Annotated in this window: 22 protein-coding genes; 9 read left to right on the top strand and 13 right to left on the bottom strand. The window is 59.1% G+C overall.

What is annotated here, in order from left to right:
* Positions 1–7: 7 nt before the first annotated feature.
* The 3 genes from QMG56_RS18725 to QMG56_RS18715 are packed head-to-tail and all read right to left on the bottom strand — an operon-like array spanning position 8 to position 1,753.
* On the bottom strand, positions 8–220 hold the full coding sequence (locus tag QMG56_RS18725) for a DUF1656 domain-containing protein (protein WP_086486327.1): 213 nt from the start codon (positions 218–220) through the stop codon (positions 8–10).
* Entirely contained in the window at positions 217–1,551 is a 1,335-nt protein-coding gene (locus tag QMG56_RS18720) for an FUSC family protein (RefSeq protein ID WP_185705174.1), read from the bottom strand. The genes QMG56_RS18725 and QMG56_RS18720 overlap by 4 nt, the downstream gene beginning before the upstream one ends.
* Positions 1,532–1,753, bottom strand: coding sequence for a winged helix-turn-helix domain-containing protein (locus QMG56_RS18715; protein WP_254908173.1), 222 nt, complete (start codon positions 1,751–1,753; stop codon positions 1,532–1,534). The genes QMG56_RS18720 and QMG56_RS18715 overlap by 20 nt, the downstream gene beginning before the upstream one ends.
* Positions 1,754–1,809: 56 nt before the next feature.
* On the opposite strand from QMG56_RS18715, the gene QMG56_RS18710 reads away from it, so the two are divergent.
* On the top strand, positions 1,810–2,244 hold the full coding sequence (locus QMG56_RS18710; RefSeq protein ID WP_165418760.1) for a cation-translocating P-type ATPase: 435 nt from the start codon (positions 1,810–1,812) through the stop codon (positions 2,242–2,244).
* A gap of 69 nt (positions 2,245–2,313) precedes the next feature.
* On the opposite strand, the gene QMG56_RS18705 is transcribed toward QMG56_RS18710, so the two are convergent.
* From QMG56_RS18705 to QMG56_RS18660, 10 genes are all read right to left on the bottom strand, one after another.
* Positions 2,314–3,318 (bottom strand): IS30 family transposase, encoded by a 1,005-nt coding sequence (locus QMG56_RS18705; protein WP_086486392.1) that lies wholly within the window; start codon positions 3,316–3,318, stop codon positions 2,314–2,316.
* Between the two features lie 146 nt (positions 3,319–3,464).
* Positions 3,465–4,666 (bottom strand): IS3 family transposase gene (locus QMG56_RS18700; RefSeq protein ID WP_119744648.1). Its coding sequence is split into 2 segments (ribosomal slippage): positions 3,465–4,361 and positions 4,364–4,666, totalling 1,200 coding nucleotides; the frame shifts between segments, so codons are not numbered across the junction.
* Between the two features lie 569 nt (positions 4,667–5,235).
* On the bottom strand, positions 5,236–7,002 hold the full coding sequence (atzF, locus tag QMG56_RS18695) for an allophanate hydrolase (RefSeq protein ID WP_281824017.1): 1,767 nt from the start codon (positions 7,000–7,002) through the stop codon (positions 5,236–5,238).
* On the bottom strand, positions 6,999–10,571 hold the full coding sequence (gene uca, locus QMG56_RS18690; protein WP_281824016.1) for an urea carboxylase: 3,573 nt from the start codon (positions 10,569–10,571) through the stop codon (positions 6,999–7,001). The genes atzF and uca overlap by 4 nt, the downstream gene beginning before the upstream one ends.
* The gene (locus QMG56_RS18685; protein ID WP_281824015.1) at positions 10,568–11,203 is read right to left on the bottom strand and encodes an urea amidolyase associated protein UAAP2; all 636 of its coding nucleotides are present in this window, start codon (positions 11,201–11,203) and stop codon (positions 10,568–10,570) included. Before QMG56_RS18685 ends, uca begins: the two co-directional genes overlap by 4 nt.
* 16 nt (positions 11,204–11,219) lie before the next feature.
* Complete coding sequence (locus QMG56_RS18680; RefSeq protein WP_281824014.1) at positions 11,220–12,044, bottom strand: urea amidolyase associated protein UAAP1; 825 nt, start codon at positions 12,042–12,044, stop codon at positions 11,220–11,222.
* Complete coding sequence (locus tag QMG56_RS18675; protein ID WP_281824012.1) at positions 12,041–12,550, bottom strand: CopG family ribbon-helix-helix protein; 510 nt, start codon at positions 12,548–12,550, stop codon at positions 12,041–12,043. Before QMG56_RS18675 ends, QMG56_RS18680 begins: the two co-directional genes overlap by 4 nt.
* Before the next feature lie 24 nt (positions 12,551–12,574).
* Positions 12,575–13,345 carry an ABC transporter ATP-binding protein gene (locus QMG56_RS18670; RefSeq protein WP_281824010.1) on the bottom strand — a complete coding sequence of 257 codons (771 nt, stop codon included), beginning with the start codon at positions 13,343–13,345 and terminating at the stop codon, positions 12,575–12,577.
* A complete protein-coding gene (locus QMG56_RS18665) occupies positions 13,342–14,157 on the bottom strand; it encodes an ABC transporter permease (RefSeq protein WP_281824008.1) in 816 nt (271 codons plus the stop codon). Before QMG56_RS18665 ends, QMG56_RS18670 begins: the two co-directional genes overlap by 4 nt.
* Positions 14,158–14,187: 30 nt before the next feature.
* The gene (locus QMG56_RS18660; RefSeq protein ID WP_281824006.1) at positions 14,188–15,132 is read right to left on the bottom strand and encodes a putative urea ABC transporter substrate-binding protein; all 945 of its coding nucleotides are present in this window, start codon (positions 15,130–15,132) and stop codon (positions 14,188–14,190) included.
* 323 nt (positions 15,133–15,455) lie between these two features.
* Between QMG56_RS18660 and QMG56_RS18655 the strand changes: the two genes are divergently transcribed.
* From QMG56_RS18655 to QMG56_RS18620, 8 genes are all read left to right on the top strand, one after another.
* Positions 15,456–16,544: an MBL fold metallo-hydrolase gene (locus QMG56_RS18655; protein WP_281824004.1), complete on the top strand. Its 1,089-nt coding sequence runs from the start codon at positions 15,456–15,458 to the stop codon at positions 16,542–16,544.
* 17 nt (positions 16,545–16,561) lie between these two features.
* Positions 16,562–17,575 carry an MBL fold metallo-hydrolase gene (locus QMG56_RS18650; RefSeq protein ID WP_281824002.1) on the top strand — a complete coding sequence of 338 codons (1,014 nt, stop codon included), beginning with the start codon at positions 16,562–16,564 and terminating at the stop codon, positions 17,573–17,575.
* 31 nt (positions 17,576–17,606) lie between these two features.
* Complete coding sequence (locus QMG56_RS18645; protein WP_281824000.1) at positions 17,607–18,536, top strand: YncE family protein; 930 nt, start codon at positions 17,607–17,609, stop codon at positions 18,534–18,536.
* Between the two features lie 312 nt (positions 18,537–18,848).
* Positions 18,849–19,880, top strand: a complete 1,032-nt coding sequence (locus QMG56_RS18640) for a sterol desaturase family protein (RefSeq protein ID WP_281823998.1) — start codon at positions 18,849–18,851, stop codon at positions 19,878–19,880.
* 170 nt (positions 19,881–20,050) lie between these two features.
* Positions 20,051–22,477, top strand: a complete 2,427-nt coding sequence (locus QMG56_RS18635; RefSeq protein ID WP_281823996.1) for a TonB-dependent receptor — start codon at positions 20,051–20,053, stop codon at positions 22,475–22,477.
* A gap of 132 nt (positions 22,478–22,609) precedes the next feature.
* On the top strand, positions 22,610–24,178 hold the full coding sequence (locus QMG56_RS18630; protein WP_281823994.1) for a tetratricopeptide repeat-containing sulfotransferase family protein: 1,569 nt from the start codon (positions 22,610–22,612) through the stop codon (positions 24,176–24,178).
* Positions 24,179–24,451: 273 nt separating this feature from the next.
* The gene (locus QMG56_RS18625; protein WP_375713727.1) at positions 24,452–24,733 is read left to right on the top strand and encodes a Zn-ribbon domain-containing OB-fold protein; all 282 of its coding nucleotides are present in this window, start codon (positions 24,452–24,454) and stop codon (positions 24,731–24,733) included.
* Entirely contained in the window at positions 24,726–25,871 is a 1,146-nt protein-coding gene (locus tag QMG56_RS18620) for a thiolase family protein (protein WP_281823992.1), read from the top strand. Before QMG56_RS18625 ends, QMG56_RS18620 begins: the two co-directional genes overlap by 8 nt.

Raw genomic sequence — 25,871 nt, 5'->3', positions numbered from 1 at the left:
GGGCACTTCAGGATGCGGTGACAAGGCGTAGAGCCAGAAAGGCGGTGCCGGTCAGGATGAGGAGCAGGGCGGTGTCGAACAGCGGGCGCTGCCAGACGAGGCGGTAGAAGCTGATGGACTCGAGCACCCGCGACAGCAGCAGGCGCATCGCGAAGCCGAGGATCGCGCAGAGGAGCAGCGGCGAAACGAACACGCCCGCGATGTCGATTTCGCCGATCATGTCGCCGGTACCCAGGCCGGCGCGCGCTCGAACAGGGCGATGCGCAGACCCGCTAAGGCATGAATGGCGCGGTCGGGGCGAGCGCCGGGCGAACCATCTCCCGGCCAGAGCGCATCAAGTGCTTCGTCGATGAGCGCGAGCAGACGGGACGACGGCTGCGGTTTGTCGAACTCGCTGCGGAGTTGATCGAGAACCCGATCCGTCGCCTGCCGCCCATCGGCGGGAAGCGCGTTGCCCATCGAGCGCAGGTCGGCGACGTTCGCGCCGACCCGCAGCCGGATGAGCAGGCCGGCGCTCCGCTCGATCTGCCCGGCTGCGGCAAGGCGCGCCGTCACCACCGAAATGCGGTCGAGCGCCCGCTGGACATAGCTGTCCCGCAACCGTCGGCTGGGCGACCGGCTCAGCCGCGCGATCTCGCGCGCTTCGATGCGGAGGACGCGCTGAAGCTGATGCTGCACGCCCCAGGTACGGAACAGGCCGGCGCCGAGAATGGCGGTGAATATGCCCAGCATGCTGGCGACGCTCGCCTCGACGAAGGTTCCGAAATCGGGCGGCGAATAATGGCCCTGGAGATTGATGTTGCTGAGCCCGAAAGCGAGGAGCAGCGTCGCCATCGGACTGACGGCCGCCCAGACGCCCAGCGGCAGCATGAACAGGCCCATCATCATCGCAAAGGTCGCGAAATCGGCAGCGAGCGGGAGCAGGCCATAGCACAGGATCCCCGCCAGCAGGGTCGCTAGCAGGGCGAAACGCGCGAACATTCCGATCGCTCGGCCAGGCTCGTCGCCGCCGCCGAAGAAGGCCAGCGCTATAGTGCTGAACAGGACGGCGTTCGCGCCCTGATGCCAGCCCGTCGCATACCAGAGCCCGCAGAGGAGGGCGTAGGTTACGAGGATTCCCGCCGCGATCCGGGCAGCGTGATCAATGTCGGGGTTGAGCGGAAACGCCCGCGTCTCGCTGACTGTTCGCGCGAGCGCGGGCGCAAGCTTCGCCTTTCCGCTCAACGCCGCCTCGATCCGCGAGACTTCGCTCCAGAGCGTCAGCATTTCGGTCAGCATGTCGGCCAGCGCATCATGAATGAGCTGCTGCCACGCGCGCGCATCACTGGCATCGAGCGGAAGCGAGCGCACGGCATCGGCCAGATCGGGTGGCGGTTCCGTACCGGCATCGAGATGGGCCCTGGCCGTGGCGAGAGAGGGTCGGAGGGCCAAGCGCTCCGCTTCGCCAAGGCCCGCGATGCGGCTGCCGATCGCGGAAAGGAGCGGGACCATGCGCAGCAGGCGTTGCTGGATCGCGAGCGCGTGCCGCAGGTCATCGCGATGGATCACCACGCACCGTTTCGATGCGGGTCCGGCCGAGTTTCGCACGGAGCTTGTGGATGTGTACCTCCACCGCGTTGCTTTCGATTTCCTCCTGCCAGCCGTAGATGCGATCTTCCAGCTGACTGCGCGACAGGACGTGCCCTGGGCGCTCGGCCAAAGCATGCAGGATCGCAAACTCCCGGCGAGAGACGGCGATTTCCTTGCCATCCAAGGCCACTGATCTACGCGCTTCGCTGATTATCAGCGCACCCAGTTCCAGATCGCCGCTTGCCCGCCCACTGGCTCGAGGTGGGACTGAAATCCGGCGAAGTCCTGTCGGAGTGCACTCCGGGCGCCAAGGCCGATTTGGTGCGGACTTTGCCATGGCCGGTGCTGTTCATCGGCGACGGAGTCAACGATGCGCCGGCGCTTGCTGCGGCAGATTGCGGGATCGTTGTCGCGCGCGCCCATCCTGCGGCGGCTTCCAGTGCAGCCGTTTCCTTCCTTTCGGGAGGGGTGGAACAACTTGCGATCACCCTGTCGATCGCCCGGCGTTATCAGCGGATCTCAAGACAAAACATCTTGACTGCAATCGGCTACAATATGATTGCCGTACCAACCGCGCTCCTTGGAGGTTTGTCTCCTGTTACGGCGGCCGTTGCAATGTCCGCAAGCTCGATACTGGCTCTCGCAAACGCTGCCCGATGGGCGGTTTCGATTTGAAGCGCGACATCCATGGGATGCGTAGCATTTCATCCAGGGTGGGGCGAGCCCCACCCTGGATGGCAAAATCTATCGGGCCTTGAGGAGCTTGATTTGCTCTCCCAGAACGTCATGCGGGGTGCGATAGTTCAGGCATTTGCGAGGGGTGCTGTTGATGCGATCAGCAACGGCCTCGATTTCCTTATCCGATAGCAATGCCAGGTCCGTGTCAGACGGCAGGAAGCGCCGTATGCGACCGTTGCTGTTTTCCACGCTGCCCTTTTGCCAGGGTGCCGATGGCAGGCAGAAATAGCTCGTCATCGCGAGTTTCTTCTGGAGTGTCGCAAAGGCAGCAAATTCCGTTCCCCGGTCAAAGGTGATGCTCTGACGCAGGGAAGGGGGCAGCATGTGCAAGTGGTGCTGGATTCCCGACATGACGCCGGCGGAATGCCGACTGGGATTGCGGGCGAGGATAGTAAACCGGCTGCGGCGCTCGACTAACGAGGTGAGGTTGGCTTTGCCATATTCCAACCTGAAGATCATCAGGTCGCCTTCCCAATGACCAAAGCTGCTGCGATTACCGATTTCGGAAGGGCGTTTGCCAATGGTGTTGACCAAGGGAATATGCAGACCGCGGGGCTTACGCGCATAGCGTTGACGTCGAGATCGACGGGCAACAGGCAAAAGGCGCCACAGGCCTTGGCTTCGTCCGTCCGGCCCATAGACGAACTGGTAGATGGTCTCATGACAGACGGCTTCACGAATACCGCGATGGCGCCGAAGATATCCCGCAATCTGCTCGGGCGACCAAGCTGCTGACAAGCGGTCGGCGATATAGGCGGCAAGCTCGGGCTTTCGGGCAATCTTGCCACCACGCACCCGGCGCCTGTCCGCCATCGTTTGTGCGGCGGTCGGAAAATAGCCACGAAACATTGGCTCGTCATCGAGATGCCGGTTGCGTTTGAGCTCACGATAGATGGTCGAACGATGTCGCTGCAGCGCCGCTGCTATCTGCTGCACGGACCGCCCGGTTGCAGCCAATTGATAAATCTGTCGCCGCTCGTCCAAACCCAGATGCTGATAGCCGTTCATCATGTGCCTTCCTGGAAAAGGGATCAAACCCCTATAAATCCTAGGATTTCGCACTTCGATCTAGAATCCACCATGAGAAAAATTCCGGCGCGATAATAATAGGTATGTTAAATTGTTTAGGAGCGTGCCCTGTATGGTGTTGTTGCCCCCTAAAGGCCGGACAGTTCCTCACGGGTTGAACGTTCGATAAACTCTCTTGGCGATCTGTAGCCTAGAGCGCGATGCGGATGCACGCCATTATAGTGGTCGAGCCATTTTGGCAGCTGGTCGATGACGGCCTGTGCGTTGGGTAGCGGGCTGACGCGGGCGTAGTCTCGTTTGAGGGTCCGGACGAAAGCCTCGGCCATTCCGTTGCTCTGCGGACTTTCGACCGGCGTGGTGCGTGGTGCCAGGCCGATGTCGCGCGCGAAGCGCCTTGTATCTTGGGCAGTGTAGCAGCTGCCGTTATCAGTCAGCCATTCGATGGTGTGGGGCAGCTTGTTCACCTGGCCGAAGCGATGCTCGACGGTGGCAACCATGAGGTCGCGCACGTCCTCGGCGGTGATGCCGCCGGTAGTGGCCACATATCCCATCGCCTCCCGGTCGCAGCAGTCGAGGGCCAAGGCGACGCGGACCTTCTCGCCATTGTCGCAGCCGATCTCGAGGCCGTCCGAACACCAGCGTGTATTGCGAGTGACGACGGCGATCTTGCCGTCATGCCGGCGTTCCTCGCGGCGTCCGGCGTGGCGCTGGAGCAGTAAGCCATGCAGCTTCATGACTCGGTAGACGCGCTTTGGATTGGGCGCTGCGCGCCCGTTTTTTTCCGCCTCGCGGCGCAGCAGGGCATGCACGCGCCGATAGCCATAGGTTGGCAGGTCGGCGATCAGCCTGCGGATATCGGCGGCGAGTTCGGCGTCGGGCAAGGGCGGCCGCCCGCGACGCCGTCGTTCTGCTGGTCGTTGCATTGCGGAGAGATGCGGTCGTGACATGCCGACGGCATTTGCAACCCCGCTCACCGTCCACCCTCGGGCCACGAGGTCGAGCGCAACAGCTGTTTTTTTGGGCCTGCGGCCCGGGAGACAGCCTCGCGCAGCAGTTCGTTCTCCATCGTCTTCTTGCCGAGCAGGCGCTGCAGTTCGCGGACTTGCGCCTCAAGCGCGCGGTAGTCGGATGCGGCCACAACTTCCTCGCCGGCCGCAGCGGCTGTGAGTGCACCCTGAGTCATCAGCCGTCGCCAGGTGAATAGCTGGTTGCCCGCGATGCCATGGCGGCGGGCGACCAGCGACACCGAGTTCCCCGGCAAATAGGTCTCCTCAACGATGCGAATCTTCTCCTCGGGCGTCCAGCGCCGACGGCGCTGCACCGAGGTAATGACCTCTACGCGGTCATACGGTCAGGCATATGCATCACACTTCCATAAGTGTGAGGGCCTGTCAGGCGTTTTTGGGGGCTACTTCATATGGTGACGACATCACATTTCGGAACAATGTAGATGTTCGAATTCCCGGCACCTTTCGCCCAAGGGGATTTGAGTGAATGGAAATCTACCGGCGAGGCGTCACGACAATGTCTATGGGTCAATCGCTTGATAATTTCGACCGCCAAGTTTTCTTTGGCGAAAAGGGCAGATCGAAACTTATCAATCGCGTAGCCGTTACAAGCAAACACATCATGCATCGATGGGGACCGTGCGCGGGCCGCGGAACGGTCTGTGGAGTAAGTGTTCACAGTGATGTAAAACTTTGAATAATATTAAAAATATGGAACTTCGATCATATACGTGAGGATATTGGATGTCGGCTTCGGTTGTATCGCCCTCCCGCAACCAGCGCTCAATAAAACACAACATCACACACACCATCCACCCCCGTACCAATAGGTCCGGGGGATACGATGATTCTAACGTGCAAAAACCAACGTCCAACACAGCGCAGGCAGCCCCTAGCCTCGCGCGATATAGGCGCGCCAGCCGCCCAACGCGGTAATGTCTTCCGCGCCAGTCAAGGCACGGGGCTCCGCCACGAAACCCTTGACGCTGGTGCCGTCGCTCAAAGTGACTGTGCCGATCGCGAGCGGTGCGGGAACCTCGACAACGAAGCTGCCGAAGGCAGCCACGTCCATCTCATACACCTCTACCTTGATGGCGCCTCCATCGGTACTGTGCACCAGTGCAGGCTTTGGCGGGACGCTGTCGGCCATTGCATAGAGCCGATATGTAGGTGCCGTTTCGAAGGCGCCGACGAAGGTCGCATTCCGTGACGTCAATTGCCAGTGCAGCGGCATATCTTTGAGATGCGCCCCAACGACGGCCAGTTTCACGCTTTGCATTTTTCCCTCCAGATCGAGTGGCGGTGGACAAGGCAGGTCGGACGCCGCGAGATAATGTTCTGCCGCTTCAAGTAAGCTATGATCGCTGTCAGCCGGACCGATCAGCGTAATGCCAAAGCCGGTGCCATTGGAACGTGCACCTGCGGGCACCGCGACTGCGGCCATATCGAGCAGGTTCACGAAATTCGTGTAGAACCCCAGATTGCTGTTCAGGGCGATAGGCGCCGCCAGTAATTCCGCAACACGATAGGTCGTGCCGGTCGTCGGGAAGGCAAGCACGTCAACATCGGTCCACAGTTCATCTGCGATGCGTTTCAACGCCGCGAGGCGATAGATACCGTTGAACAACTCGACGGCGCTTATCGCCGTGCCTGGCGCAACCACCTGACGCACGGTTTCATCTATGGCGTCGGGATTGTTGGCGAGGAGATTGGCCATCGCGGCGGCGCGTTCCGCCACCCACGGCCCGCTATACAGGAGCCGGGCTGTCTCCTGCAAAGGTGTCAGATCGATCTCAACGATCTGGGCCATTGAAGACAGCGTTTCGATGGCACGATCGTAGAGATATTCGGACTCGCTATCGCCGAACCACATACGCTGATCGCGACGCGGCACGCCGATGCGATTGTGGGGTATCGTTCGGTCAATAAGAGGCTTCGAATACGCATCCAATGGATCGAAGCCGGCAATGATGTCGTCGATAAGACGCGCATCGTCCACTGCATCGGTAAACACTGTAATGCAATCGAGGGTTCGGCAAGCGGGGATCAATCCGCCTGTGCTCCATCTGCCCTTGCTCGGTTTGAATCCCACGAGATGGTTGAAGGCCGCAGGCACGCGGCCTGACCCTGCAGTGTCCGTACCCAATGCAAAGCCTACAAGCCCGGCAGCGACGGCCACGGAGGACCCGGAACTGGAACCGCCGCTGACATACGCAAGGTTATAGGCATTGCGCGGGATACCGTAGGGGCTGCGTGTGCCGACCAAACCGGTCGCGAATTGATCGAGGTTGGTCTTGCCGACGCATATCGCCCCTGCTGCGCTGAGCCGGTCGATGACGTCAGCGGATGCTGTGGGGCGATAGGCAAAGGCGGGGCATGCAGCGGTGGTTTCGAAACCTGCAACATCAATATTGTCCTTGGCGGCATAGGGAACGCCGGCAAGAGGCAAATGCTCTCCGGCCGCGACCCGCGCATCGACAGCGCGCGCTGCGGCAAGATAATCGTCTGGCGCTAGGCGGCTTATCCATATTTGCGGCTGTACAGCGTCATAGGCTGCGAGGCGCGCCAAGGTCTCCTGGGCTATCGAAACGGCAGTTGACGCCCGACTATTGACGGTATCGGCAATCGCTTTGATGCTCAGGCGACTCAGATCGGTCATGGGTGTCGCCTCAAAGCCAGTAAGGGCGTTCCCGGTTGCAAGGATTGCCGTTCCTGCATGTACAGCGCAGCAATCGTACCGCTCGCAGGGCTTTCCAGCGGGAATTCCATTTTCATGGCTTCGATGACGGCGATGACATCTCCGGCCTCCACCGTGTCGCCCGGTTCCACCATGAGTTTCCAGACGCTTCCGCCAAAGGGTGCTTCGATAATTTCGGTGCCTTCGGGCGCGCTTATGGCAGCCTTGGCGAGTGCGCCGACATCCGAGTCATCCGCCAGCGCAGTCACACGATCGAATTCGCCATTCCGCGCCCACTCGGCGCGCTCCTCATCGAACGCAGCGCCGCGTTGCGTTTCGAAGGTTTCAATGGACGCGGCGTTCTCTGCCAGAAAAGCGCGATAGTCGGCCAGTCGAAATTCGGAATGTTCGACGTGGATCGACCGGCGACCGCTGGGGAAATCGCGTCGCCATTCTGCCAGCTCTTCGGCGCTTACCTTGAAAAAGCGGATTTGGTCGAAGAAGCGCAGGAGCCACGGCTTGGCTTCGATGAAGGCATCCGTCTGCCGGTGTGTGTTCCATATCTGGATAGTCCGGCCGAAAAGCTGATAGCCTCCCGGTCCTTCCATTCCGTAGATGCACATATATGCGCCGCCAATGCCAACGACATTGGGCGGGGTCCAGGTGCGTGCGGGATTATATTTGGTGGTGACGAGCCGGTGACGCGGATCGATTGGGGTCGCTACCGGCGCCCCGAGATATACGTCCCCCAGCCCGAGGACGAGATAACTGGCATCGAAAATGAGGCTCTCGACGGCGTCCGCATCGGACATGCCGTTGATACGGCGAATGAATTCGATGTTGTCCGGGCACCATGGCGCATCGTCGCGGACGGCGCCCATATATCTTTCGATGGTCTCGAGGGTCGCCGGGTCGCGCCAACTCAGGGGGAGATGGACGATCCGCGAAGGAACCGAGAAGTCCTCCAGATCGCCCAAGCGTTCTTCCGCCTCCATAAGAGCCGTCAGCGCACCGCGTTGATCCAGTGTCTCGCCGTCGAAATGGAGTTGCAGCGAACGGATGCCCGGTACGATATCGATCACGCCGGGCAAAGCGCGCGTTTCCAACTCGCTCATCAAAGCATGCACGCGGATACGCAGCTCAATGTCGAGTACGATCGGGCCGTATTCGACCAGTATGTTGCGGTCGCCCTGCTGCCGATAGACTACGCGCGGACGTGTGCCACGTTCCGCGATATCGGCGAGGATCGGCGAAAGATCCGCGATGTTCCGGGGCGGGCTTTCGGATGAAGCCAAGTCTGCGGTGGCGTCTTCAAGAGTAACCGGTACGAAGCGCAGCCGGTCGCCGGGTGCAAGCTGTCCGATCTTCCAGCGATCCGCAGCGATTACGACGAACGGACAGACAAAGCCTCCGAGCGAAGGGCCGTCCGGGCCGAGAATGATCGGCATGTCGCCGGTAAAATCGACGGCACCAACGGCATAGGGATTGTCGTGGATGTTAGAGGGGTGAAGTCCAGCCTCGCCGCCGTCCTTGCGCGCCCAATGCGGCTTTGGCCCGATCAGCCGGACGCCGGTACGGTTGCTGTTGTAATGGACTTCCCAATCTGCCGAGACGATCACATCGATGTCGTCATCCGTGAAGAAATCCGGAGCGCCATGTGGGCCGTACATGACTCGCAGGGTCCAGGTGTCGGTGAAGTCGGATATTGGGAGAAGAGAGTTGGGCGCTGCGATGTCGCCCTTGCCCAGATGCAACGTATCCCCTGCCAATAACCGACGTGCCGCATGGCCGCCGAATTGCCCCAGTTCGAACGTGCTTTGGCTATCCAGATAGGGCGCGATATCCAATCCGCCCGCAAACAGGATATAGCCGCGAATACCGCCGCCCGAAGCACGACCGAACGTCAGCGTCTGCCCCGCAGCCACGTCGATCGCCGTTCCGCGTTCGATGGGAAGATCATCCAGCCGCGCACCGAAATCGGCACCTGTGATACACAGGCGAACGGGTGCGTTGAAAAGAAGGGTTGGCCCCGCAACGGTAACTTCCAGGCCCGCCGTCCCCTCGGCATTGCCGAGCAGGCGGTTGCCCGCCCGAAAGGAACGGTCATCCATGGGCCCGGACGGGGGAACGCCAATGGCCCAGAGGCCCTGACGGCCTGGCCAATCCTGCACCGTCGTTGCTGTGCCCCCGCTGATCACACGAATGCTGCGCGGATGATAGCCGATGGTATCGAGCAGACGGGTGGAAACATTTCCACTCACAAACTGCTCGGTACGAACGACGTCGCGCAGCCATCTCAGATTGGTCTCGATGCCGTCGATCCGGCTGTCATCAAGCGCGGTCTGCATTGCCGATGTCGCGGCGTCGCGGGTGGGGGCATGCACGATAAGCTTGGCGAGCATCGGGTCGTACCATGCACTGACCGTGCTTCCCGCCATGCACCATGTTTCGGCACGAATGTTCGATGGGAAGATGACGGCTGTCAGCGTGCCGGACGTCGGGCGGTAGTCGAGCGCGGGATCTTCGGCATAGACGCGCACCTGCACGGCATGGCCGCGCGGTTGTGGCGGTTCGGCATCCAGAAATGCGAAGTCTTTGGCAGCGCCTCGGATCATCCACTCGACAAGGTCGATGCCCATGACTTCTTCGGTAACGCCATGTTCGACCTGAAGTCGGGTGTTCATCTCCAGGAAGAAGAATTGCTGCCGTTCCGAATCGAAGAGGAATTCTACGGTGCCAGCGGATAGATATCTGGCCGATTCCCCCAAGCGGACAGCCGATGCGATGAGTTCATCGCGGATGGCTGTCGGCAGGTTTGGGGCGGGGGCTTCTTCGACGACCTTCTGGTTACGGCGTTGTAGCGAGCAGTCACGTTCCCCAAGGGGCATAATCTTGCCCGCTCCATCACCGAATATCTGCACTTCGATGTGGCGTGCACGACGAACATAGCATTCGAGGAATACGCCAGCGTCTCCGAAATTGCCTTCGCCCAGACGCGCGACGGTGGCGAAGCCTTCCCGCACGGCGGCTTCATCCTCACAGATGCGCATGCCGATACCGCCGCCGCCAGCCGTAGCCTTCAATATGACGGGGTAGCCAATCGACCGTGCAGCGGTTGCGGCCTCTTCTTCGTCCGTCAAAAGCCCGGTGCCGGGTGCGAGAGGTACGCCATGCTCGGCCGCGAGCGCTCGCGCGCTGTGCTTCAATCCGAATGTCCGAATATTGTCCGGTGTGGGGCCGATGAAGACAATCCCCTCGGCCGCGCAGCTTTCCGCAAATTCCGCGTTCTCAGCCAGAAACCCATAGCCCGGATGGATTGCGCCCGCGCCGGTATCGCGTGCTGCCTTCAATATCGCTGCGGTGTTGAGATAGCTTTCCGATGCGGGGGCGGGGCCGATGCACACGGCCACATCCGCTTGCGACACATGGAGGGAATCGACGTCTGCTTCCGAATAGACGGCGACGGAACGCAGGCCCATTTTACGCAAAGTGCGGATAATCCGGGTGGCGATTGCCCCCCGGTTTGCGACCAGGACGGTATCGAAGCTCATGCCGTAACGATCATCCGTACAGGTGTGGGGTTGAAGGCATTGCAGGGATTGTTGATCTGCGGGCAATTGGACACGACGACGATCAGGTCCATCTCCGCGCGCAGATCGACCGTCAATCCGGGTGCGGAAATGCCATCGACGATCCCAAGCGATCCGTCCGGTTCGACAGGGACGTTCATGAAGAAATTAATGTTGGAGACGATGTCGCGCTTGCCCCGACCTTCGGTCAGATTGGCCTCAAGGAAATTCTCGACACAGGCATGTTGCGCTTTCGTGTGATGCCCGTAACGCAGTGTGTTGGACTCGCAGGAACATGCCCCGCCGATGGTGTCATGATATTCGACGGACGTCCCAACGATGGTCATCATCGGACGCCCTTCATTCGATCGCAGAACGGACCCGGTGCGCAGGAACAGGTTCTGCTGTGCCGCAACCGTGTCCTGCGCGCTGTAGCGCTCGGCATCGTCGGCAGCGGCGTAAAGCAGGAAGTCCACCGCTTGATTGCCTTCCACATCGACAACGCGCAGCGTCTGTCCGGCGGCCACATGATGCAACCACGGCGCGCGTGCGGCTACGATCTCATCATGCACGATGGTGCCAGAAAGGCCGGCAGTATGCGGGTCGATAGTCAATGCGATCTCTTTCTTCCTAGCGCCGGAAATAGTCTTCGACATTCTGATAGGCGCGCAGACCCTCAGGCGTGGCGATGCGGACAGGATCGTCGGCAGGCGCGATCGCCCCGCGCCACGCCGAAACCCGAAGCGGCGTTACCGTCCATGCATCGCGGGGATCCAAAACATGCGGGCAATTGGCGATGACGGCGATCACGTCCATTTCCGCGCGCAAGATCATGGATCGCCCTGCATCATAAGGCCCGACAAGCGGCGTGATCGTCCCGTCCGCCTCTATCCGCGTGCCTTTGAACAGGTTGACGCAAGGGTGAACGTCCCGTCGTTGCAACCCATGCTTGGCCGCGCCCAACAGCAGGCGGTCGCGTCCATTGGGGAAGGCTCCGCTGTTGCGACCCTCTCCATATTTGGCAAGGTTGGTGGCTGCGTTCGAGGTGCCGCAAAAGGCATCATGGGTTTCCGCGCCATCCTCCAGGATGCTCATGAGCACGCGCCCCATATCGGACAACAGCAGCTTGCCTGTTCCCAGATAGGCATTCCATTGTATCTTGACCGTGTCTGCGACGTTGAGGCGTTCGGTCGGCATCTCGGCATTGAAGATAAGCATCGATGCGCAGGCATCGCCGCGCACATCGACCAAGCGAAGACGAGACCCTCGCGCCAACCTGCGCGACGTATATCCGCCTGCGGCGACGGTTTCTTCCCATAGCAGGTCGTCGCTGGCCACACCGGCAGGCAGGTCGTCCACGATAGGGGGGATCACTGGCATCGCTTCGACGACCGTTCCGGCCATCGCGCGCGCATGATCCCGCGCGGCCAGCGGATCGGCCAGTGTTGCCGTCATGCTGCGATGCCTTTGTCTGATGAGCGTTTGGTGGAAGCGGCGGTCTGGGTGCCTGCAACGTCGTCCTGTTCGTGAAGGGGTGGCAGCAAGGCGGTGGTGGTCACGAGTTGCAACTGGTGCACATTGCGAATGCTGCGCAAAGCGTCGCACAGTTCCTTCAGCCGCGTTGCCGGCCCCTGTACCAGCAACACCTCGAGCGACTGATCGTCCTCCAGAAAGACGTGCTGCGAAGAGATGACTTCCTTCAGATATTCCGATTGGGTCTGTGCAAGTTGCTGGCGCACACGACCCCGGTCGCCACGATAGACGAGGGTGATCGTGCCCGCGAGCAAGTCGTCTGGACGGGTCATTGCTTCGTGCTCGACCAGGGCGTGGCGAATCAGTTCTGCGATGAGTTGCGAGCGCGATGGCAGGCCGCGTTCCTCAACCATGACGTCCAACTGGCGAAATAGTTCTGCAGGGAGGCTCATGCTAAGCCGGGCGAGACTGGTCGGTTCGGTGCTCATAAGATGGTCTTCTCAATTATTACTTTAAGCGTCAAGTGTAATACTGTCAGCCACCGCCTCCGATGCGGGCGTGCGCTTGGCGAGCGGTAAATCATAGACCGCCGTTGCGCCAAAGCGATGCGGCGCATGCGGATCGCGACGGCGTTTATCCAATGTCAGCACGCGTGTGCCAAGAGAAAATGCTTCGCGAAGATCGTGCGTGACCATGATGACCGTCAGCGAATAATCGCGCCACAACCGCGTTATAAGAGCATGCATATCCGCCCTGATGCCCGGATCCAGCGCACCGAAGGGTTCATCGAGAAGCAGGATACGTGGACGCTTGATAAGCGCCTGCGCGATGGCAAGTCGCTGCTGCATTCCGCCGGACATTTGTGCGGGGTAGAGATGTAAGCTGTCGCTTAGCCCCACTGCATCCAGCATGTCTTCCGCCTCCGCCAAAGCTGCGCGGCGGCGCGATCCGAACAGGCGCGCAATCAATGGTGCCTGTGCGCATTCCAGCCCAAAAACGGTGTTATGGAGTACGGAGAGGTGCGGAAACACCGAATAACGCTGAAATACCACGCCGCGATCTGGCCCGCATTCGGGCTTCAGCGGGACACCGTCCAGCAGCATCTGCCCACGCGTCGGTATTTCCTGTCCGAGTATGACACGCAGCAGGCTGCTCTTACCCGCACCCGACGGGCCAATGATCGATACGAACGAGCCTGCCTCGATATCGAGGTTCACCCGTTCCAATACGACCTTATCGCCATATTCGACCCAGATATTCTGGAGGCTTAGCAATGCGCTCAATGCTCCGCTCCATGCGCCCAGGGAAACAGGCGACGGCTGGACCAGGTCAGGAGTACGTCCATCATGATCGCCAGCAATGCAATCCACGCGACATAGGGAAGAATGATATCCATCGACAGATAGCGGCGGACGAGGAATATCCGATACCCTAGGCCAACATCGGACGCGATAGCCTCTGCGGAGATCAGGAAAACCCATGCCGGGCCAAGCGAAAGGCGCACGGCCTGAATCAGCCGAGGCATAGCCTGTGGTAAGGCTACGCGCACCATCACTTGCCAGCTACTGGCGCCCAGGGTTTGTGCTTTGATGATCTGTTCGCGCGGTAATGCGGCAATGTGGGCGGCGACGTCGCGGATCATGAATGGCGCTATGCCGATGACTATCAACGCCACCTTGGCCATCTCTCCAAGACCGAAAGCGATGAATAATATAGGTAATAAAGCGATGGGCGGGATGACCGCAATGCCTGTTACCAGCGGGCCGAAGGTCGCGCGGATCGGCGGCAATGCGCCAAGTAACAATCCGACGAGCAATGCCGAAAGCGTGGATATGCCGAGCCCGAAGCCGAGCCGTTGCAGACTGGCGAAAGTATCTGCCCAGAAAATGAGTTGCCCGGAAAGCGGGTCGGGCTGGAACAGCAAGGCTGACATTGCGATGGCCATGTCACCAGGCAGCGGCAGGATCTTGTCATTGGAATTGGTGGCATGACGGCTGGCTGCCATGACAAGATATAGCAGCACCAGTAGCGCTATGGGAGCCGCACCCAGAAGGATGCTGTTGCCCCGCCGGATGCGACGATTGACCCAACGCACTATGCCATATCCTCGATGCAGCGCATGGGATCAGAGCTTACCATCGGCAGCCATCTGCATGTAGCTGGCATCGAACCTCAGGGTCACATGATTGGCGTCGCCCAGCGTCTTGTTGCCCGGGAAAGACATGCCGACCGCATCGGCAGACTTAGCGCCTTGGCCGAAGAGGCCCTTTGAATAGCTGAAGTCGCGCACGCGCGTCATCGTGGTGATAAGCGCGGGAGCCGAAGTGGCTGCAACCGCTGCCTTTGGATCGGTGTAAAGGTAAGTGGTGGAAAGTTGACTGTCGAACATTTCCGGCTTTGCTCCGGCCAATTTGGCCATAGCCGCACGCGCAGCCTTTCCTTCGGCATCCTGTCGCTGCATCAGCGCGGTGGTCTCATACCATATCCCCGCAAGCGCCTTACCCAGGTTCGGATTGGCCTTGAGCGTCGCGGTATCGACCACCAGCAAATCGAGTATTTCACCGGGAATGTCGGCAGAGCTAAACACCATCTTGGCGCTCTTCGTGGCCTTCATCACGGATAGCTGGGGGTTCCAGGCGACTGCCGCCGTCGCCTCCGGCGTGGCAAAAGCCCCGACTATGTCGGCATCCGATGTGTTGACCGTTTTGACGTCCTTCAACGCCATCCCAACGGAGCTCAAACCGCGCGCCAGCAGATAGTGCGACACGGAAAGTTCGGCGAGGTAGACTTGCCGACCCTTGATGGCGGCGAGCGTATCGGCGCCTTTCAGCATTACCCCATCATTGCCGTTCGAATAATCGCCGACGATGATCGCGCTCGTATCTTTGCCGCCTGCGGCGGGAATCGTGAGGGCGTCCATATTGGCAACCGTCACTCCATCCAGCTTTCCCGCGGTATACTGGTTCACGGACTCAACATAATCGTTCACCTGAACGATATTGATCTTGAGGCCGTATTTGTCGGCCCATTTCTTTACGATACCCGCTTGCTGAGCATAGGGCCAGGGCATCCAGCCAGCATAGATCGACCATCCAATGCTGAATTCCGTGCGCGGTTCTGTCGAAGTGTTTGTGGAGGGTGAGCACGAAGCCGCCAATAAGGCGCAGGCCATCAGTGCCATTCTTCCAGCGTAACGAATCCCGGTAAGCATGATTCGGCCCCTTTCGCAGTGCAGCATTGCCGCAAAGCGATGCTTTGTCCATGCAGGAATATTACTATTGCGAAGATTGGTAATATGGGTACCATCACTGCGAACGACATAGGTCGGCGGGGAAGGATGCGCATCGAGAAGCACGAAAAATGGGGGTTTGTCTCCGTTTTTGGGAGAATTCTATGGCGCAGAACTCTACCTACAATCCGGCGTTGTCGGGCAATCCGCAGTCCGCCACAGCACGTGCATATCCCAACGGCAACCCCGATTTAGGGTATAATCCGGTCGGTGTTCGCAATACCGACAGCGCTGTTGCGCTGCATCGCGATAAGCCTGTCCTGCACGATTACACGAGCGATGGACCTGCTCCGGGCAATCTGGCTTTTCGCTGGATATATGGGTCCAACGTGGCCGCTAAAAATCGCGATCCGCGTGTGCAAGTCGTGCAATATAACGAAGATAGCTTCGTCCTGCGGCAGAATGTCTGCGTGCATTGGGAAGCACCGTTCACCTATCTGTTATTCGGTAACACAGGCGCGCTGCTGATCGACAGCGGTGCGACGGCAGAGGCGCGCCATTATCCACTGCGGGAAACCGTCGACGCAATCATCGCGCGCTGGGGGCAGGCGCGGGGCCGTAGCAAAGTTCCGCTCACCATCGCGCTGACGTCGGGTGAGGATGTTGCGCAAAATCAGGGGCTCGTGCAATTTGCCGGACGAGCGGACACGACGATTGTTCCCAAACCGCTGGAAGTGATGAAGCGCTTTTACGGTTTGGGGAAAAGTTGGCAGGCGGGCGTTGGCAAGATCGATCTGGGCGATCGCAGTATCGAGGTGATCCCGACGCCAGGGACGCACAAGGATGGGGTCAGCTTCTATGATCCCTATTGCGATTTTCTCTTCACTGGCGATTTCCTGTTTCCAGGCAAGATCAATATCGGCAACGACCGCGACTATCTCGCTTCACTGGAGCGGCTCAAGGCTTTCACGGCAAGTCGTCCGGTGAAATGGATTCTTGGCGGTCACATCGAGATGATGTTCGTGCCGGGCAAATATTATCCGCGCTTCATGTCGTACAAACCTTACGAACGGGTGCTGGAGATGACGCCCTCCCTGATCGACGAAGCCATTCAATATGCTCGCGAGATACAGGGGAAGGACATGATGCTCATTCGCCCGGATTTCGCACTGTTCAATGGAGTCAGCCCGGACCAACGGACTCAGGTCTGGCCCGAGGGCGTCCCCAACATCAATCCGCCTCGCCCCTTCTGACGACAAGGAACGCATCCATGGATCGTCGCACTTTTCTTACCTATAATGCTGCAGCCGTCGCGGTGCCGTTGTCCGGAATGGGGCTGTCTGCTTTGACCGATGCGGCGTCGGCGGCAGTCCGACCCGCGCCCATCGATTTCAAAAGCAATCTGCCTGCGCAGGGTAGTTTCCCGAAAAAATGGATCTGTGGTTCTCCTTCGAGCATGGATAATACCGATCCACCGGTTCAGGTGCACTGGTACAATCCGCACACGGCTATCCTCCGACAGAACAAGGCGTATAGCTACGAAGCGCCGTTCGCTCCGCTCTATTTCGGTAACGATCGTGTGCTGTTGCTGGACGAAGGATTCGTACAGTTGCGCAATGACTGGGACCTGCGCGGGATCGTGGACCAGTGCATTGACGAGTGGTGTCGTCGCAACGGTCGCGATCCGGCCAGTCTGGAGCTGCTGGTCGCGTTCAGTCATTTGCATGCCGATCATTATGCGGCCGTCAATCAGTTCGCCGACCGTCCCAACACGCGCTACATGGGCCTGACCCACGAAGAGATGGTCGGGTTTTGGGGCATGACCAACTTCCCGGAAGAGCGGGTGACGCTAGACTTGGGTGGTCGCGAGATATTGATATGGGGCTCGCCCGGCCATGTCGTTTCCGAATTTGCTTATTATGACAGCTATACCCAGATCCTTTATACGGGCGATATGTTCTATCGGGGCCGTTGCTACATCAGCTTCTGGCAACCCTGGTTCGATAGCATGAAGCGGCTGATAGATTTTTGCGACACGCATCCGGTCACCCATGTGATGGGGTGTCATGTGGAAATCAGCGTCGATGGTGAGGACTATCCTTACGGCCTGACCTATCAGCCTGACGAGGCACCGGTAGAGATGACGGTTCAACAACTGCGCGAGGCGTTTGCCTATGCGCAGAAAATTACCGAGCCCGGCATTTATTTCACAAGCACCGTTTTCCTCTGCAATCAGACCCGGAGCCTGACGACCATCGACAAGAACCCGTATCGGTACGACTGAACACCGGGTGCCATCGCAAGGGAGATCGCATATGAAAAAGCCCATAGGACTGATGCTGTTATTAGGTGCGCTTTGTGCCGCGGATGCGCCTGACCCCGCGGCGCTGAACGAAAAAGTAATTAGCGTTCCGGGCTTTGCCGATTTCCTTGCCGTTGACGGAAGCACCGTGTGGGCGACGAATGCAGGCCGCGTCGAACAGTGGTCGGCTGAAGGAAAGCAGGCATCCGTTACGGTTCCAAAGCCGTGTGGGGCCATGACAATCGCTTTCGGTGCACTGTGGGTTGCCAACTGCAAGGATGGCAATCTTTACAGGATCGACCCGAAGACATCGACGGTGCAGGCGATCATAGCGACTGGCATCGCCAACCCCGCCGGAGAGTTGAACGTTGTTTCGGGCGCCGGCTCGATATGGGTTCCGAGCGATAAATCGGGGAAGATCGCCAGAATAGACCCCGCAACGAATACCGTGACCGCAACGGTGAGCGTCGATCCTGGCACTTTCTACCTTGCCTTTGGATTTGACGGGCTTTGGGCAGTCAGCAGCGATCAGCAATCGCTCCAGCATGTCGATCCGCAAACCAATGCCGTGGTGAAAAAGGTCAAGCTGGGCAAGCAGCCTGGTTTCCTTGCCGCAGGCGAGGGGGCGGTGTGGGTGCAGGAACAAGGCGACGGCACCGTTGCACGGGTCGATCCCGCCACGGTCACGGTAAGCGGTCGAGTGCAGGTCGGCAAAACCCTGATCTATGGCGACATCGATGTGGGCGGCGGAAAAGTGTGGCTCCGCACGACGGAAGACCAGACCTTCGTAGCCATCGATCCGACAAGCCTGAAGATACTGGCGCGCGCTGGAAAACCTTCAGGGAGCGGTGCTTTGAGATATATGCCAGACGGCATTTGGACGACTGCCCACGACCTGCACAGCCTGTCCTGGTGGAGCGCCGCATCGAAAACGACGCATTGAGTTTTGCGACTCCATTTTCACGCCCCGAAATCGATTCGGCGACCAGCACAACAATTTCGGCAGCAACAGTGGGATCAGCGCCATATCGTGACGAGTGAACTGAACGGAGATTTGGGATAAAAAGCGAAAGAATGCCTATTTTCCATCGCTTAACGCGCGCTCATTCCCGGCGATCAAGGTCGTAAATTAATACTCTTGACGCATTCCGTAATATCAATACCTTGTAATTACCGCCTGGTAGAGCGCAGTCACATACAGAGAGAGGATCGAAGCGTTAGCCCGGATTTCCGGGCTGATATGGGGAGACTTTCGATGGATCATCGGCCAGCCTATGATGCTGCTCTATCAAGCGATGCGCGATTAATCGCGGATGATGGCCGTTTCCATTCCGTTGCCAGTACTTCGAGTTCCTTCAATGGCGAAGGCGTAGCTGCGCGGACGGAGCACCCACTCACAACGCGGGCATTTAACCTTCTGCCGCCCGCTACCATTGCTCTCATCGTTTCATTTTGGGCATTCGGGCCGCAATCCTGGACCGATAATCCATGGTCGATCGTAGCGGTAGGTCTCCTCACCACGGCGTTCGTGCAGGCGATGGAGTTCATTCGCGAGCGGCATGAAGGTTGGCGCATCACCATGCGCGAGTTTGCGACCGATATCTTCTATGTGGCGTTGGGTTATACGGCGATCGGCTGGGCTTCAAACCTGCTGGCCGAAGAGCCCTTACGGGCGGCAAAGCAGTCATTGGGCATCACTACGGACTGGGCCATGCATCTGCCGTTCCTCGTGCAGGTCGCTCTTGTGGTTTTCCTGGTCGAATTCGGTCAATATTGGATGCATCGACTGATGCACAATAATGCGTGGTTCTGGTCAACGCATGCGCCGCATCATCACATTACCCAACTGAACGCGATGAAAGGATATGTCGGCAATCCCGTCGAATTGTTCCTTATCAGCCTGAGCGTCGTTGCGTTGTTCGATCTGCCGCAAGCTGCACAGTTCTGCGCTTTCAATATCCTGGGTGCAGTTTCCACTTATGCCCATGCCAATGTGCGGTCCGACCCGCCTAAATGGTATGCGTTCTTCTTTACGACGATCCAGAACCACAGCCTGCATCATTCGACTGGCTATGAGGAAACACGTTGTAACTATGGCAACTCACTCATCCTGCTCGATCGCATCTTCGGCACGTATCGGGAAGGCGAAGGGGTGATCGTGGGTCAGGATGACCGCAACAGACTGTCGATCTGGGAGCAGACAATATTCCCGGTTCGTCCACTGATCGAAAAAATAAAATACAAAAATAACAATGCTACCGCCGGGGAACTGACCTCGGGTGGATAGTGGGAGGCTCAGGATCGAGCGTCTCAAATACTCGGAAATGTTTAGCACGTGGGCACCAACCAAAACCCGCAAAGGGCGGCTGGCGCATGGTGCGAAATCATAAAAACCTAAGCCGTTCGGGTTCTGGCAGGGCAGCACCACGCATGGCGGCAACCGAAAAAGGGAAACACATGTCTCATCGTGCGCAATTGAAACTGGGGCTTTTGTCCGCAACGATATTGACGACTGTAGCGCTTGCAATGCCTGCGCGCGCGCAGGAGGCGCTGGATCCGTCTGCCGCGTCTGGTGACGCCATCATCGTGACCGGCACACGCCGCAGCACGACGATTATGGATACGCCGATCAACATTGCGGCGGTCGGTGCCGAGGAGCTCGCACTTCAGCGGATACAGGATGTGCGCGACCTTGCAGACTTTACGCCGGGCATGACGATCTCCGACACCGGACCCGGCACGACAGGCTCGATCGTGCTGCGCGGCCTTAGCGCATCGGACGTCGACGCCGGCGGTGTGAACTATGACGACTCGCTCGGCGTCTATCTTGGCGAAGTGCCGCTATATTATGACTTCAAACTGCTCGACATCGCACGGGTGGAAACGCTGCTGGGTCCGCAGGGTACGCTGTATGGCCTTGGTACGCTGGCGGGTGCGATCCGCTACATTCCCAACCGCCCAAACGTGACCGATTTCGAGGGTGAAGTGCATGGTAGTTTCTATGGCAAGAGCCATGGTAGCAAACCTGGCTATCAGGGGGACGCCGTCATCAATATCCCGATCGTGAAGGACCATATCGCCTTCCGGTCGGCCACTGGCTATTATTATGACCCCGGCTTTATCGACTATCCCCTCCTGATCCAGACACCGGGCGTTTCGCTGCCGCAGGCGATCGGCTCGCCTCCCATCACGGATGCCTTCCGTGCGGCGAACCTTACAAGCCGCAAGGATTTGAACTTCGAAAAGACAATTACATCGCGCAATCAGTTGCTGTTTCAAAGCGATGAGGACTTCTCAGCCACCTTTACCTACGCATTTCAGCGGACCAAGACCGATGGCGCGCAATCCAACGGCGCAGGCGTTTTGGGAACGGGCAAGTACGAGAATGCCAGCCGCTATATCGAACCGGTGAACCGGCGCGCGCACTTGGTCAGCCTGGAAATCAACGCGAACGTATTCGATATCGCGGATCTGGTGGCGACGACGGCCTATACCGATGTGAAGGCGGATTCGCAGGGGGACAATACCGACCTGCTGCTCGATTTAGACTATGATTACGAAACGTTCCCGGCCTTTTCGAGCTGGAATGAAAGCCATACGCGGCGTAAGCAATATAATCAGGAAATTCGCCTCGTCTCCCGCCATGGCGGGCCTTTCAGTTGGGTTCTTGGCGGCTTCCACAACGAGAATAAATACGCCAGCGACTATGCGGAGCATATCCCAAATCATCCTTGGGCCGATCCTGCAACCAACCCCGAATATCTCGAATATGTGAGCTATACCCGGTCGAAGGTAACCGAACAGGCCGCCTTTGGCGAAGGATCGTTCAAGATTACTCCGGCCTGGCAGGTGACGGCCGGCGCACGCTACTTCAAATATACCTCGACCATCGCTGGCGCTCAGACGCTGCCGATCCTTGGTGACCCCCTCGATCCGCGCGATCTGACGCCGCGCGGGGGCGATGCCGGTAAGAGCGGCTGGGTGTGGAAGTTCAACAGCTCGTACAGGTTCTCCGATGCCCTGATGGCTTATGCAACGTACAGCAAAGGCTATCGCATCGGCGGACCGAACAGCGTTGCGCCCTGTCCTACGCCCCTGCCGAACGATCCCGACGGCGACGGTAAAAACAATACGCAGATCATCTGTGCTTTGCCGAACGAAGTTCAGTACGGCCCGGATAGCACCAAGAATATCGAGGTCGGGATCCGCTCGCAGCTCTTCGACCGCAAGCTGACGTTCAACTTCAACGTCTTCCAGATCAAATGGCAGGGCATTCAGGTGGACTCCGCTACGCTGAACGGAATTGCCGGTATCACGGTAAACGGCGGCGGAGCCGAGTCCAAGGGTTTCGAATCCTCGTTCCAGGTTAGGCCGTTCACCGGGTTGTCCATTCAGGGCACCTATTCCTACACCGACGCCAAGCTGACCGACGATGTGCCTGGTATTATTCCGATTAACGATCCGGCCGGCACCTATCCCAGCGATGCCATCACCATTCCTGCACTTTCGGGCGATCGCTTGCCAGGCTCGGCGAAGAACAGCGGCAGCCTGGGCGCGACCTACACCACGCCTTTCATGGCCGGTTCGCTAACAGCCAACTGGACGGCGACGTATCGCGGCAATATCGTGACACGGCTTGGCTGGGATCGCGCGTTCGGCGACAAGCTGCCGAGCTATGTGATGCATCGGGCGTCGCTGACATATGATGCCGACCGTTACAGCGTCAGCCTTTTCGCGAGCAACATCTTCGATAAATATGCGGTTGTGTCCGTCTCCAACGACCGGTCGCGTGTTGGCCTGAATGACGGCGTGGCCTTGCGTTATTATCAGCGGGCGGTGGCAAACCCGCGCACATTCGGCATCGAGTCACGGTTCAAATTCTGAGGGTGGCTGACGGGCGGGACATTCTCCTGAGAAGGGTGTCCCGCCGTCACTCGCGAACCTATTTTGCGCCAATCGAACCATCCCGTTTCGCGGCGAAGACTTATCTTCTAAGCTGCACCAGATGGATATGGCATGACTTTGAAGGCTGAAGCGCTCTCTGCATTGCGACGGGGGGACGTGTCTGCCGCGGCTGTGGCGGCCAGGGCATTGGTCGAAGCCAATCCTGATTCCGCCGACGGTTATTTCCTGCTGGGCATGGCCGCTGCGGAGGTTGGGCAGATTGCCAAAGCTGTGCCGATGCTGGAGGCCGCAGTGGCGCGCGGGCCGGAGGCAGAGCATCTGGCGCAACTGGCTCGTCTCCTCATCCTCCTGCGGCGCGATGGTGAAGCAGGCGATGTGGCAAGGGAGGCTATCGCCCTTGAGCCCGTCGACCCGTTGACCCTCGATACCATCGGATGCGTATTTTCGCGGCTGGGGGACCATGAAGGTTCAATGGCACCGTTTCGCGCGGCAGTGGCCGGTGCGCCTTCGAACCTTGATTTCCGGTATAATCTGGCGGCGGCATGCGGCTTTACTGGCCGAATAGCCGATGCCACCGCCCACTATGAGACGATCCTTGCCGCCGATCCCGGCAATGCACGCGCACATTATGCGCTGGCAATTTTGGCGCGCCAAACGGTTGAGGCCAATCATGTCGCGCGGCTGGAAGGCGCGCTCTCGATAGCCAAACGTCCGGAAGACAGGCTGCGCATTCAATATGCATTGGCGAAGGAACAAGAGGATTTGGGTGAGGCCAAGGCCGCGTTCCGCAATCTGTCGGCAGCCAACGCCGCACATAAGCAGACGATTGCCTACGACTTTTCCAGGGACGAAGAGATTTTCGACGCTATCGAAAGCCTGTTCGCGCACGGAATTCCACCCGCATGGAAGGGAAGGGGGCTGGTCGATCCTGCGCCGATATTCGTTGTGGGCATGCCGCGAACAGGCACCACTTTGGTCGATCGCATTCTCTCGTCGCATCCTGATGTGGGATCGGCGGGCGAGCTTCAGGCGATGCCCTTGGCCGTCAAGCAAACCGCTGGCACAGCGTCACGGCTGGTGATCGACGCCGCAACGATCAGGGCCAGCGTCGATGCTGATCCGACGGCCATTGCGCAGGCGTATCTCGCGCGCGCTGAGCATCATCGACCGCAGGACAAAGAGCGCTTCAGCGACAAGTTGCCCGCCAATTTCCTATATGTAGGGCATATTGCACAAGCTTTTCCAAATGCGCGCATAGTCTGCCTGCGCCGCAATCCGATGGATACGGTGTGGAGCAACTTCAAGAATTTGTTTGCGAGCCAGTCGGCTTATTACGCCTATTCCTACGACCTGATGGATACTGCGCGTTATTATGCCCGCTTTGATCGGCTGATGGCATTGTGGGAGCAATTGCTGCCGGGTCGGGTCCTCCATTTATCATATGAAGCAATGGTGTTCGACCAGGAGAGAGAGACGCGATGCTTGCTCGCGCATTGCGGTCTCAAATGGGACACAGCCTGTCTGACCTTCCATGAGAACCGGTCTGCCGTGGCTACGCCCAGCGCGGCACAGGTTCGGCGGCCGATGAACGCGGATGCGGTTGCCCGGTGGCGCGCGCACGAGGCTGGATTGGCAGATGTAAAGCAATGGTTCGACGCGCAGGGGATCGCTACGAACTGACGTGGTTTCCTTGATTGAACGGCGGGAGCCGGACCGGCCATTTTAAAGATGTCGCAACAACCTATGCTTTCTTACAGAGGAAATGGATCGCACTGCCGCCCATAGTCGCCATGACACCAGCGGGAGGAGCGAGTCATTTCGAACCGGATTGCCATTGCAGAAGGACTGTTCACGGACGGCGATGCGCCTTGCCTGATCGGTGGACGTGATCGGGAAACGGGACGTATCCTGTTCCCCTGTCCTTCGGACGCAACGCGGTTTGAAGCGGTCACTTTGCCGCGCAACGGTACGCTCTGGTCGTGGACTGTTCAGCGCTATCGCCCGAAGTCGCCTCCCTATGCAGGACCGGAGGCGTTCGAGCCTTTTGCGATCGGCTATGTCGAATTGCCTGATGCAGTGATCGTCGAAGCGCCGCTTACAGGCGTCGCGTTCGATGCGATTACGATCGGAATGCCGATGCAGACGGTTCTTCAACCGCTCAATTCCGACGCGCATGGCAACACCATCATGACCTTCGCTTTTGCTCCTCGCGATGCGGAGGCAGTACATGAGTGATGTCTATATCGTCGGCATCGGCATTCATCCCTTTGGACGCACCGACGGTCTGTCCGGCATTCAGCAAGGGGCGCATGCTGCGCGCGTTGCGCTTGCTGACGCAGGTCTGGAATGGCGCGACATGCAGTTCGGCTTTGGCGGGTCGGATGCGTCGGGCAATGCAGATACTATCGTCAACGAGTTAGGGCTCACGGGCCTGCCCTTCATCAATGTTAAAAATGGCTGCGCGACCGGCGGATCGGCATTGATCGGTTCCTGGCAAGCCATCGCTTCCGGCCAGAATGACGTTGGCATCGCTTTGGGCTTCGACAAGCACCCGCGCGGCGCGTTCAATGCCATGCCCGCCGAATACAGTCTGCCCGACTGGTATGGTGAAGTCGGCATGATGGTAACGACGCAGTTCTTCGCCATGAAACTGCAACGGTACATGGCTGCATATGGGATCACGCCCGCATCATTGGGTCGGGTTGCGGAAAAGGCGTTCGACAATGCTGTCCATGCCGATCACGCATGGCGTCGCGCGCCGGTCGATCTGGACACGATCCTCAACAGTCAGATGATCAGCGATCCGCTGACCAAATATATGTTCTGCTCGCCGGCTGAAGGGGGCGTGGCCCTTATTCTCGCCAGCGAAAAGAAGGCGCGTGAACTGGGCCGTGCGCATGTCCGGATAAAAGCCGCGGTTATCCGTACCCGGCCGCCCGGCTCCTTCGAGGTGTTCGCGCCCAGCATCGATGTAAAACGTGGTGGCGCTCCGACGCTGCTGGCGTCTGCGGCAGCCTATGAGATGGCAGGCATCGGGCCGCAGGACATCGACGTGGCGCAGTTGCAGGACACCGAGTCAGGGGCGGAAATCATGCATATGGCTGAAAACGGTTTCTGCGCGGATGGCGATCAGGAGCAATGGCTGGCCGAGGGTTGGAGCCGGATTGACGGCAAGTTGCCGATCAACACCGATGGCGGATGCCTCGCTTGTGGTGAACCGATCGGCGCCTCGGGTCTGCGACAGGTGTACGAAAATGCCACGCAGTTGCTGGGGCGTGGCGGCGGCCGGCAAGTGCCTGGCGCCCCCAAGACGGCATATTCGCACGTATACGGTGCCCCGGGTATTTCCGGCGTGGCCATTTTGGAACGATAG

Origin of the sequence: Sphingobium sp. BS19 (genome assembly GCF_027925545.1) — a bacterium.
Classification (GTDB): domain Bacteria; phylum Pseudomonadota; class Alphaproteobacteria; order Sphingomonadales; family Sphingomonadaceae; genus Sphingobium.
This window is presented reverse-complemented; position numbering and strand designations above follow the sequence as displayed.